Annotated in this window: 11 protein-coding genes; 4 read left to right on the top strand and 7 right to left on the bottom strand. The window is 54.1% G+C overall.

Annotation, left to right across the window (positions count from 1 at the left end; translation table 11 throughout):
- Nucleotides 1-6 precede the first annotated feature (6 nt).
- Together AC1W8Y_RS13590 and rsmA are read left to right on the top strand one after the other, a co-directional pair.
- Nucleotides 7-1,680, top strand: coding sequence for a peptidylprolyl isomerase (locus tag AC1W8Y_RS13590; protein WP_482015030.1), 1,674 nt, complete (start codon nt 7-9; stop codon nt 1,678-1,680).
- Between the two features lie 3 nt (nt 1,681-1,683).
- On the top strand, nt 1,684-2,481 hold the full coding sequence (gene rsmA, locus AC1W8Y_RS13595; protein ID WP_482015031.1) for a 16S rRNA (adenine(1518)-N(6)/adenine(1519)-N(6))-dimethyltransferase RsmA: 798 nt from the start codon (nt 1,684-1,686) through the stop codon (nt 2,479-2,481).
- Nucleotides 2,482-2,491: 10 nt separating this feature from the next.
- On the opposite strand, the gene AC1W8Y_RS13600 is transcribed toward rsmA, so the two are convergent.
- The 7 genes from AC1W8Y_RS13600 to glyQ form a co-directional block, all read right to left on the bottom strand.
- Nucleotides 2,492-3,652 (bottom strand): glycerate kinase, encoded by a 1,161-nt coding sequence (locus AC1W8Y_RS13600; RefSeq protein WP_482015038.1) that lies wholly within the window; start codon nt 3,650-3,652, stop codon nt 2,492-2,494.
- 26 nt (nt 3,653-3,678) lie between these two features.
- Nucleotides 3,679-4,062: a lactoylglutathione lyase gene (gene gloA / locus AC1W8Y_RS13605; protein WP_482015032.1), complete on the bottom strand. Its 384-nt coding sequence runs from the start codon at nt 4,060-4,062 to the stop codon at nt 3,679-3,681.
- 13 nt (nt 4,063-4,075) lie between these two features.
- Entirely contained in the window at nt 4,076-4,843 is a 768-nt protein-coding gene (locus AC1W8Y_RS13610; protein ID WP_482015039.1) for a M48 family metallopeptidase, read from the bottom strand.
- 74 nt (nt 4,844-4,917) lie between these two features.
- Complete coding sequence (locus AC1W8Y_RS13615; RefSeq protein WP_482015040.1) at nt 4,918-5,643, bottom strand: lysophospholipid acyltransferase family protein; 726 nt, start codon at nt 5,641-5,643, stop codon at nt 4,918-4,920.
- Nucleotides 5,643-6,188: a D-glycero-beta-D-manno-heptose 1,7-bisphosphate 7-phosphatase gene (gene gmhB, locus AC1W8Y_RS13620; RefSeq protein WP_482015033.1), complete on the bottom strand. Its 546-nt coding sequence runs from the start codon at nt 6,186-6,188 to the stop codon at nt 5,643-5,645. Before gmhB ends, AC1W8Y_RS13615 begins: the two co-directional genes overlap by 1 nt.
- Entirely contained in the window at nt 6,185-8,323 is a 2,139-nt protein-coding gene (glyS, locus tag AC1W8Y_RS13625; RefSeq protein ID WP_482015041.1) for a glycine--tRNA ligase subunit beta, read from the bottom strand. The genes gmhB and glyS overlap by 4 nt, the downstream gene beginning before the upstream one ends.
- A gap of 38 nt (nt 8,324-8,361) precedes the next feature.
- The gene (gene glyQ, locus AC1W8Y_RS13630; protein ID WP_482015034.1) at nt 8,362-9,264 is read right to left on the bottom strand and encodes a glycine--tRNA ligase subunit alpha; all 903 of its coding nucleotides are present in this window, start codon (nt 9,262-9,264) and stop codon (nt 8,362-8,364) included.
- Between the two features lie 147 nt (nt 9,265-9,411).
- On the opposite strand from glyQ, the gene AC1W8Y_RS13635 reads away from it, so the two are divergent.
- Together AC1W8Y_RS13635 and AC1W8Y_RS13640 are read left to right on the top strand one after the other, a co-directional pair.
- A complete protein-coding gene (locus tag AC1W8Y_RS13635) occupies nt 9,412-10,179 on the top strand; it encodes a crotonase/enoyl-CoA hydratase family protein (RefSeq protein ID WP_482015035.1) in 768 nt (255 codons plus the stop codon).
- A 42-nt stretch (nt 10,180-10,221) separates the two neighbouring features.
- On the top strand, nt 10,222-11,732 hold a 1,511-nt coding region (locus AC1W8Y_RS13640), incomplete at its 3' end, for a fumarate hydratase (RefSeq protein ID WP_482015036.1).

Genomic DNA, 11,732 nt, shown 5'->3' on the forward strand with positions numbered 1-11,732 from the left:
TCGAGGATGACCTCCAAACTCGCTCAGGTGTTGTGCTGGATGGTGTTGGTATTGCCATGTACAGTCATGGCTCAGTCAGCGAACACTGGGGCAGCAAAGAAAAAAACGACGGCAACAACGACTGACACCACCGCCGCTAAGACGACTCAATCATCTGGCACAGCCGCTGACGCTAAAGCAAAGCAAAGTGTCGCCAGCCCCGAGCAAAACGCCGACCAAATCATCGCTGTTGTCAATAAAGATGTCATTACCCAGAGCGAGCTGGATGTTTCTGTCAAAAAGGCAAAGCAAGAACTGGCCGCCCAAAAAATTCAACTACCTCCCGATGATTTGATTGGGGCTCAAGTTTTGCAGCGTTTGATCACTGAAAAGTTGATTGGCCAAGAGGCAGCTCGCTTAAAGATATCTGTCAACGATCAAAACGCACAGTTAGCGGCCGAATCTATCGCCGAGCGAAATAAATTGTCGTTGCCGCAGTTCCGCAAACAGGTCGAGGCGACCGGCCTGACATGGGCGGATTATTTGGTGACGTTGAAAAAAGAAATCATTCTGGATCGTTTGCGCCAGCGCGTGGTTGAGTCTAATGCCATTGTCTCTGACGCGGATGTGGATGCATTTTTGCGTGAGCAGACCGCTAGACAAGCAGGCGGCTTAGCACCGCTCGGGCGTCCTTCTGCGGCAGCTGAACCCGCCTCGGTTGAAGCACCGCAGCAGCCACCAGCGACTGTCCCTTCTAATCAACCGCTTGCGCTCGCACTCGCCCAGATTCTCGTGAAAGTCCCGGATGGCGCATCGCAAGATGAAATTGCAACCAAACGCAAAAAGATAGAGGAAATCCTTGCCCGCCTGAAGGCAGGACAGAGTTTTGAAACGCTGGCGGCTGGTATGTCTGAGGGGCCAGAAGCCATGCGCGGTGGGCAATTGGGTGCTCGTCCAATCGAAGGCTGGCCCGATTTGTTTGCTAATGCGGTGATTAAGTTGGGTAATGGCCAAATCACGGGCATCATCCAAAGTGGTAATGGTTTTCATATTTTGAAAGTGCTGGCGCGGTCAGATATGGCACCTCCTCAGCCGCAAGCTGCTGGGAAACCCGCGAAAGGCAATAAAGGTGCTAAAGAGGGTGGCCCTGCACAACCACCACCTCAGCAGGCTGCTCAGCAGGGGCGTGGTCCTCAACCGCCGGTGATCATCGGCGAAAGTAAAGGCCCAATGCCCGTACAGCAGACGAAAACGCGTCACATCTTGATTAAGACCAGTCCTGTGATGAGTGATGAGTTAGCCGTGCAGCGACTCAAAGACATCCGAGATCGTGCCACTGTGGGTAAAGAGTCTTTTACCGATTTGGCTAAACGCTTCTCTGCCGATGCTTCTGCGCCGCAAGGGGGAGACCTCGGTTGGCTTAATCCAGGTGACACTGTCCCACCCTTTGAGCGGGCGATGAACCAGCTGCAAATCGGTGAAATTAGTCAACCGATACAGTCACAGTTTGGATGGCACTTGATTTTGGTAGAAGATCGTCGTGTTGAAGATATGGCGGATCAGTTCCGGCGTAATCAAGTCAGACAGTACCTTTATCAAAAACGAGCTGATGTCGCTTTCGATGACTGGGTGACTCAACTCAGAAATCAAAGCTATGTCGATAACCGCCTTGAGAAGCGCCTCAAGCAAGCAACTGAGTAATCTGTGGCATCGCATCAGGCACGTAAACGGTTTGGTCAAAACTTTCTAGTCGACCAAGCCGTGATTGATGCGATTGTCAACGCGATTGACCCAGCATCTCATGAGCGTGTCATCGAAATTGGGCCGGGTTTATCTGCGCTGACTGAGCCGTTGTTAGACCGGCTATCCAAGCTCACCGCCATCGAAATTGACCGAGATTTGGCGGGGCGGTTGCGCTCTCGGTTTTCGGATGGCAAGCTTGACGTCATTGAGGCCGATGCGCTTCAGGTAGATTTTTCAAGCTTTGGATCGTCTCTACGGATTGTCGGCAACCTGCCGTACAACATTTCGACCCCTTTGCTCTTTGCGCTCACTCAGTACGCCGACTGCATCGTTGATCAGCATTTTATGTTGCAGCGCGAGGTCGTTGACCGGATGGTGGCGCTTGCCGGCACCGCAGACTTTAGCCGTTTGTCCGTGATGCTGCAGTATCGCTACAAGATGACAAAGCTCTTTGATGTCGACCCCAGTGCTTTTGATCCACCACCACGGGTGGTGTCATCCATCGTTCGGATGGTGCCGCTGGGGCCTGGGCGAGTGCGAGCGGCTAACGAAAGGTTGTTTGCTGAAATTGTGGCGCGCGCTTTCTCGCAACGACGCAAAATGCTCAGAGGTGTTTTGTCCGAGTGGGTATCGATGATTCCTTGGTCAGATCTGGGTATTGAACCAACGTTAAGAGCCGAGGCTGTGCCCGTATCAGCTTATGTTGGCATGGCAGATGCCTTGCATGGGCTAGGCATCACAAGTCTTGCTCAGCGGTGATCGTTCTACCTCAAATGCCGTGTTTTCGAGATGAGTTGTTCGTCTGTGCGGCGACCCAAACCCGGATAATATCCTCTGCTCTGTCTTCGAGCAGGGTTGCGCAATCCTGGCAAGCTTGCGCAAGCGTCATGGGCCCGTTGGTTAAGCTGAACGCGGCGTGAATACCGACAGGGTATAACTCCTTATATCCTTCACCCAACGATCCGGCAATGGCGATGACGGGCACCTTCAGTTGCTTGGCGATCTTGGCGACGCCCATCGGCGTTTTGCCGTGCAAGGTCTGAGCGTCCATACGACCCTCACCCGTCATGACCAGACTCGATCCGCGGATAGCTTGCTCGAGCGCACCGAGTTCTGCTACGACCTCAACGCCTGGCCTAAAGACGGCATTCATGAAGCTATGAGCCGCGAAGCCCAGACCACCTGCCGCACCCGAGCCCTTGCTATTGCGAAAGTCTTTGCCTTTGAACTGCGCAACGCAATCGGCAAAATGACTCAAGGCAAGATCAAGCTGCTGGACTTGTTCAGGGGTAGCCCCTTTTTGAGGCCCAAACGTGGCTGACGCGCCCTCAGGTCCGCACAAGGGGTTGTCGACATCAGAGGCGATGGTGACCTGAACCGATGTCAGTCTGCTATCGAGAGCGCTGGCGTCAATGTGAGTCAGCGTCGCGAGCGCAGCCCCCCCGGGTTTTAACGCTTGACCATGTGCATCTGTCAGCCGCAGACCCAGCGCTTGCAACATACCCGCACCAGCGTCGTTCGTGGCTGATCCGCCTAGCCCCAGCACAATATGTTCTGCGCCTTCGTCGAGCGCAGCACGAATCAGTTCGCCAACACCGTAGCTACTGGCCTGCAGGGCATTACGGCGCGCTAAAGGGATGAGTTCTAAACCCGCAGCGGTGGCCATTTCAATCACGGCGGTACGTGGCGCTAACCAAGCCCATGCGGCCTCTAGGGGTTGACCAAGCGAATCTTGTGTCAGCGTGTATCGGCGCTCACCGTGCGCAGCGGCAAGAACTGCATCCACGGTGCCTTCACCACCATCAGCCATGGGAATGCAGTAAACGAGGGCATCCGGTAATACCCGTTTGATGCCTCGTTCAATGGCCTGCGCCACCTTTTCTGCCGACAAGCTCTCTTTGAACGAGTCGGGTGCGATCACTATCTTTATCATAGGGTCCGTGCAGTCGCGAGCGACTATTTGCGTTGAATCAGTTCAATCTTGTAACCGTCAGGGTCTTCGACAAAGGCAATGACCGTCGTGCCGTGTTTCATAGGCCCAGCTTCACGGGTCACTTTGCCCCCGCGTTCACGAATTTTGTCACAAGCTTGGTAGGCGTCCTCGACGGCGAGCGCAATATGCCCATAGCCGCTGCCCAAATCGTAGTGATCGGTGTCCCAGTTGTAGGTCAGCTCAAGCACGGCACCCTGACTTTCGTCGCCGTAACCGACGAAGGTATTCGTGAAGCGACCCGTCGGGTATTCGGTGCTGCGGATAACCTGCATCCCGAGAACATTGGTATAGAAGTCAATCGAACGCTCGAGGTTGCCGACGCGCAGCATGGTGTGCAGGATTCGCATGGTAGCTCCTTGATTAAAGTTCCGGTACGCCGTCTGGCGAAAACCGCTTAAGAATCTTTTTGGCAGACAGATAATCTGGATAGAGTAATTCGACCTCATGCCAGAAGTCTCGACTATGGTTCATTTCTCTGAGATGGGCAAGTTCGTGGGCAATCACGTAATCAATGATCATCGGAGAAAAGTGTATCAGTCGCCAATTAAGCATAATGTGACCGTCGCTCGTGCAAGACCCCCAACGCGTGCTGGCAGAAGAGAGTCTCCATTTGGTGATGCAGAGGCCGGTTTGATCCAGAAAGTGCTTGAGCCTGCCGTCAAACCAAGACTTGGCTTGACCCTGCAACCAGGATTGCGCCATTTCCCTGACACGAGAGTTATCAGCATCAGCGGGCAACGGTAGCCACAAATGCTGTCCTGGCAACGGGGCACGGTGATCTCCCTCAAAATGTGCTCGACCGCGAGGGGCATCATGGCTCGGCGTCCCAACTCGCAATACGATTGAACAACCGAGATAGGGCAACTCTCCGCCGGATTGCCAGCGTGTATGCGCCATGGCCATGCTGTCTTTGCGCCGCTGCCACTCTTGAAGCTTGCTTAAGATCCAGGGCATTTTTTCGACAACGGCATGGTCTACTTGTGTCAGTGTTACCCAATTGGGGGCAGTCACTCGCAGACCTTCGTCACCGATCACAAACCCGATGCTGCGTCGTTTGGATCGCACCAGCACGAACCCCACCGCGTCAGCCCCCGTTTGAACAACTCGCCAACGAGCACCAGCCGGCATGCTTTGTGGTGGCTGGATCCAGCTTGGCTGTGAACCTTGTGACTCGGTCAGAAGGAGTTCAAGCTGGCTCATGATCAGGAAGGATAACGCTCGGGGTTAAGTTGACGCATTTCGGCTTCGATCCAGGCGAACACTTTGGCATTCAGTTGCGTGGGGGTTAGCCCTGCAGAAGGAATCGGTGCACCGATCGACACCGTAATCAAACCGGGCTTTTTGAAGAACGCGTTGCGCGGCCAACATTCGCCAGCATTATGGGCGATCGGAATCACGGGAACGCCTGTTTTGCATGCTAACAACGCACCGCCAGATTTGAATTTGCCCATTGCACCAGGGGCGATACGTGTCCCTTCGGGAAACAAAATGGGCCATCGACCTTGATCTAGCTTTTCTTGCCCGATCTTAACGACCTGATCGAAAGCATCGCGCACCTTGCCTCGGTCAATGGCTATCATGTTCAGCAGGGCAATCCCCCAGCCGAAGAACGGGACGCGATGCAATTCGCGTTTGTAAACGAAACACAATTCGCGCGGCATGTGCGACGGCAGAAAGAGCGTCTCCCAGGCTGATTGGTGTTTGCACAGCACGACCGCCGGCGCATCCGGCAGATTATCCAAACCAATGACGCGCCATTGGACGCCACAGATCGCTTTTGCACCCCACACGGTCAGCGCTGTCCATCCCATCGTGAGCTTATAGCGCCAGCGCAACGGCAGGGGAGCCCAAAGAATGCAGCCAAAGGCAAACGGGATGACTGTGACGATCTGGAAGATAGCAAAGAGTGTGCTGCGCAACAGAGTGATCAATTTAATGTCGCATCCAAAATTTGGTCGACGGCATCGGCCAGATCAACGGCGATTCTTGTGCCTTCGGGGAGACCACCCTTCGCGAGAGTATGGCCTCCATTGCCAGTTTGCACGAGCCAAGGTGAACAACCTGCGGCATGAGAGGCTTGCAGATCCCGCAAAGAGTCTCCCACGGCCGGCACGTCTGCTAGAGAGACGTCATAGCGGCGACCAATCTCGTTAAACATACCGGGCAACGGTTTGCGACAATCGCAGCCATCATCCGGACCATGCGGACAGACAAAGAAAGCGTCAATCGTACCGCCGAGTTGAGCGAGCTCTTTGCGTAATTTTTGATGGATGGCGGAGAGCGTCTTTGTATCAAAATAGCCTCGCGCCAGACCAGACTGATTCGACGCGACCGCGACCGTCCAACCTGCCTGGTTCAATCTCGCAATCGCTGACAAACTACCGGGCAACGCATGCCATTCATCCGGGCTTTTGATATATTCGTCGCTATCTTGATTGATCACGCCATCACGATCAAGGATGATAAGTTTCATGTGGCTAACCTTGAGATATCCGCGACTTGATTCATCAGGCCGTGCAGGTTTGCCAGCAGGGCCAGCCGATTGTTTCGGATAGAGACATCGTCGGCCATGACCATTACCTCGGTAAAAAATGCATCGACAGGGGTGCGGGCTTGAGCAAGCGTCTGCATCGCCGCTTCATAGTCGCCATTCAAGACTTGTTGAGTGGCGATGGGTTGCAGCTCGCCAACAATCGTCGCCAGGCTGATTTCTGCTGCATCGGTCAGTAACGCAGGATTGATCGCCGTGGTCGTTTCTTCAGCCTTTTTAAGTAAGTTGCTGATGCGCTTATTGGCCGCCGCCAAGCTGCTCGCGGCTGGCAATTGCATGAAGGCGGTGACGGCTTTGACGCGCGCATGGATCTGATGCAGAGGGGGCGATAATGCGAGTACCGCCTCAACCGCGTTACGGTCATATTGCTGGATCAGTGTGTTTCGCAAACGCTCGATAATAAAGGCGTTGACCTCAGTGACGGTGTCTGTTGCAAGCGTGTCGGCTGCAAACGACTGAGCCGCTGCTTGCAATAAGCCTTCAAGCGTGATGGGCCCAGCTTCTTTGATACGCAGCAGACCACCCGCAGTTAATTGTTCGAACACACTGAGGATACCCAGTGCAGCGCGTCTCAGGCCAAACGGATCGCGCTCACCGGTTGGGGCAAGTCCTATCCCCCAAATGCCCACCAAGGTCTCGGCGCGATCGGCCATAAACAAGATGGCAGCGGTCAATTGCTGGCGTTGGATAGCCGTATCAAAGCGAATTCTGTACTGGGTTTGCAAGGCATCGACAACATCTTGGGATTCACCATCCCCAAGGGCATAGTACGCGCCCATGATCCCTTGTAATTCAGGGAATTCACCCACCATATTGGTTGTGAGATCAGCCTTTGCCAGCATGGCTGCGCGATCCGGGGTCGTTGGGTCCACATTCAGTGCATGCGCAATCCAGGCAGATATTTGACGCACGCGGTCGACACGCTGCAGCTGTGAGCCTAGTTTATTGTGATAAACGATAGATCCAAGAGCGGCGACACGCGCTGAAAGCGGCAATTTACGATCGGTCTGGTAAAAGAATTCGGCATCAGCAAGCCGAGGCCTGACCACACGCTCGTTACCTTGAATGATTGCTTCAGGGTGATCGGTCGGCATATTGCTGACAATGAGAAACTGATGCGTCAATTTGCCGCTGCTACGATCAAACAGCGGGAAGTATTTTTGATTCAAGCGCATCGTCAAGATCAGACACTCTTGCGGTACAGCGAGAAAACGCGCTTCGAACGCACCGACATAGACTTTGGGTGATTCGACTAAAGCGGTCACTTCGTTGAGTAGTTCAGCGACGGCTGGGTCAGTAGATAGCGTCGTCCCCAAACGGTCGGATTCGATCTTCAACTGCCGCGCAATCTCGTCGCGCCGAGCGTCGAACGAGGCAAGCACGTGACCCTCAGCCGCTAACTGGTGCTCATAAGAGGTGGCATCGGTGATCACGATGGCGCCGGGATGTAGAAAACGATGCCCATGCGTGACTCGGCCGGCCTGTAATCCCAAGATGGTTGCGGGGATAATGTCTTGACCAAATAACACGATCAGTGCGTGCGCTGGGCGAACAAATTTGACCGACGTGATGCCATCAGCCAGCTGATATTTCATCATTTTGGGGATGGGTAAACCAGCCAGACTTGACTCGATGACCGACTCGAGGACATCGGTCAACGTCGCGCCCGGTGCGTCACCGCGCATCACCAGGTAATCCTGCTTGCCATCTGATTCGCGAGCTAACGTGTTGACGTCTATGCCTTCCCAGCCCTTGGACGCTAGCTTTTTCACGAGTGCAGGGGTAGCACCACCGTTCGCATCCAAACCAATCTTGACTGGCATCAGCTTTTCAACAAAGGCCTGTTGCGGCGCCTGCGACATGACGCGAGTGAGTCTGACAGCCAGTCGGCGAGGTGTTGCAAAGGTGACCACTTCACATTGGCTGGCTAACAAGCCGTACGTCGCCAAGCCGTCGTGCATGCCTTTTGAAAAGGCAAGGCCTAGTTTCTGCAGGGCTTTGGGTGGCAGCTCTTCAGTAAACAGTTCAACTAAAAGTGGCCTGACAGTGGCATTCATCGTGTCATTTGATATGTCGTGATTTAGCGTTGACTCGTTCATTGACCAACCCCTTGCGCTTGTTTCAGCATCGGGAAGCCGAGTTGCTCGCGAGAATCAAAATAGGCTTGAGCGACTGCTCGCGAAAGATTGCGGATACGCCCGATATAGGCGGCACGTTCGGTCACGCTGATGGCGCCGCGAGCGTCTAGCATGTTGAACGTATGTGCAGCCTTCAAGGTTGCTTCGTACGCGGGCAGGGCGAGCGGTACTGCAATCAATGCTTGAGCTGACGCTTCGTAATCGCTGAAATGTCTGAATAGCATCTCAGCGTTCGCGTGTTCGAAGTTGTAGGTCGATTGTTCGACCTCGTTCTGGTGAAACACATCGCGATACAGCACTTTGCCGCGCGAGCTTTTTGTCCAGACCAAATCGTAGACACTCTCGACACCTTGCAAATACATGGCCAGGCGCTCAAGCCCGTAGGTGATCTCGCCCGTGGCCGGGGTGCAATCCAGACCGCCAACTTGCTGGAAGTAAGTGAACTGCGTGACTTCCATGCCATTGAGCCAGACCTCCCAGCCAAGACCCCACGCACCCAAGGTGGGATTTTCCCAGTCGTCTTCAACAAAGCGGATGTCGTGTTTCAGAGGATCAATCCCCAGCGCTTTGAGCGACCCGATGTACAGATCGAGAATGTCTGTTGGCGCAGGTTTCAGCACCACCTGGTATTGGTAATAGTGCTGCAGACGATTTGGATTTTCACCATAGCGCCCATCTTTTGGGCGTCTGGACGGCTGTACATAAGCCGCACGCCACGGCTCTGGGCCAATCGCGCGAAGAAATGTCGCGGTGTGAGAGGTGCCGGCGCCGACCTCCATATCATAGGGCTGTAACAACGCACAGCCTTGGTGATCCCAGTATTCTTGCAAGCGAAGGATAATTTGCTGAAAGGTAAGCATGAATCTTTGGTAAAAAGTCGTTTCTGACGAGCGAGACGGGCATTTTACAGCGGGTAACGACTTAGACAGCAGGCTACCCCTGAATCGCCTATGATTTAGCAAAAATCCGCCTTGGTGACCCATCACGGCGCTCACGGGAGTCATGCAATGCCTCAGTTCATCGATGTTGAAGTTAGCGACGGTATCCAGATTATTACCATCAATCGGCCACAGGCAAAAAATGCCATTACGATCGACACTGCGGTGGAGATGGCAGCGGCTTTTGAAGAGATGGATGCACGCGACGATGTCAGAATAGGCATACTGACCGGTTCGGGGGCCACCTTCAGCTCAGGCATGGATTTGAAAGATTTCGCCCGCACGGGTAAACGCTCTGTGGTTGAAGGCAAGGGGTTTGCCGGCTTTGTTGAGGCACCTCCCAAAAAACCGCTCATTGCAGCTGTTGAGGGGTATGCCTTAGCGGGGGGCTGTGAAATGGTGCTTGCCTGCGATCTCGTCGTGGCAGCCAGTGATGCCAGTTTTGGCTTGCCTGAGCTCAAACGCGGATTGGTGCCAGGTTCTGGCGGCATGATGCGTTTGCCAAGAAGAATCCCCTATCACATCGCCATGGAAGTGGTTCTCACTGGCGACATGTTTGCGGCCCAGCGCGCCCACCAGTTCGGGTTGGTGAACGTGCTGACTGAGCCCGGTTTTGCGCTTGCCGGTGCAATCACGCTGGCGCGACGGATTTGCGAGAATGGTCCGCTGGCGATTCAAACCGCCAAGCGTTTGATTAACGAAGGGCTTGATTGGCCTTCAGATCAGATGTTTGATTTACAGCGCCCTCGGATGGCTCATATTTTTACCTCGCTCGATGCGCGCGAGGGCGCTACAGCTTTCGCTGAGAAGCGCAAACCGGTCTGGCAAGGCAAATAATTTTTGTTATTCATTTTCAACCTTTAACCATTGGGCAATCACATGTCTGTCACGATTCAAGAAGAAGACTTGGTTCAGTCAATTGCTGACGCGATCCAGTTCATCAGTTATTACCATCCAGCCGACTACATCAAGCATCTGGCTCGCGCCTATGAGCGTGAAGAAAGCCCGGCTGCGAAAGATGCGATGGCTCAAATCCTGACGAATTCAAGGATGAGCGCTGAGGGGCGTCGGCCGCTGTGCCAAGACACAGGCATCGTCAACGTATTTCTTAAAGTTGGCATGAATGTTCGGTTTAACAGTACCAAGAGCCTGCAAGAGCTCTGTGATGAGGGCGTTCGCCGCGGCTATTTGAACCCGGATAATCCCTTGCGGGCTTCGATTCTGGACGACCCCATTTTTGCGCGCAAAAACACCAAAGACAACACGCCCTGTGTGGTGAGTGTTGAGTTGGTACCAGGTGACAAAGTAGACGTGCAGTTAGCGTCGAAAGGGGGCGGTTCAGAGAATAAATCCAAGCTGGCGATGCTTAACCCCAACGATTCGATTGTCGATTGGGTCGTCAAAACGGTGCCCACCATGGGCGCTGGCTGGTGCCCGCCTGGCATGCTGGGGATTGGCGTGGGGGGGACCGCTGAGAAAGCGGTCTTGATGGCCAAGCAGTCGCTGATGGAAGACCTCGACATGTATGAACTGCTTGAGCGCGGTCCAGCGAACAAGCTTGAAGAGCTGCGCATCGAGCTATATCGCAAAGTGAATGCCTTAGGGATTGGTGCGCAAGGTCTCGGTGGTTTGACGACGGTGTTGGATGTCAAGATCAAGACGTTTGCGACCCATGCCGCTTCGTTTCCGGTCGCGATGATCCCGAATTGTGCGGCAACACGCCATGCTCATTTTGTGTTGGATGGTTCAGGGCCAGCTCACTTGCATACGCCATCGCTGTCTGATTGGCCAACCGTGACGTGGGCGCCTGATTACAAGGCATCCAAGCGGGTTGATTTGAATACCTTGACCAAAGCCGAGATTGCCACCTGGAAGCGTGGCGACACGTTGCTATTGAACGGTAAAATGTTGACAGGTCGCGATGCGGCGCACAAACGAATTCAAGATATGTTGGCCAGAGGCGAGCCACTGCCTGTCTCGTTTAAAGATCGCGCGATTTATTACGTGGGGCCAGTGGATCCCGTTCGTGATGAAGTGGTCGGCCCCGCCGGCCCGACGACAGCCACGCGCATGGATAAATTTACTGATTTGATGCTTGATCAGACGGGGCTCACCGTCATGATCGGTAAGTCTGAGCGTGGCCCCGCGACCATTGAGTCGATTCGCAAACATAAGGTCGCGTACCTGATGGCAGTCGGTGGCGCTGCCTATCTGGTTTCTAAGGCGATTAAATCTTCCAAAGTTCTGGCGTTTGAAGATCTGGGGATGGAGGCAATCTATGAGTTTGACGTTGAAGATATGCCCGTGACTGTTGCAGTCGATGCTGAAGGCGTGTCGGTGCATACGACAGGGCCTAAAGAATGGTCGGCGAAGATCGCGGGGATACCGGT

Source organism: Jezberella sp., assembly GCF_964834465.1.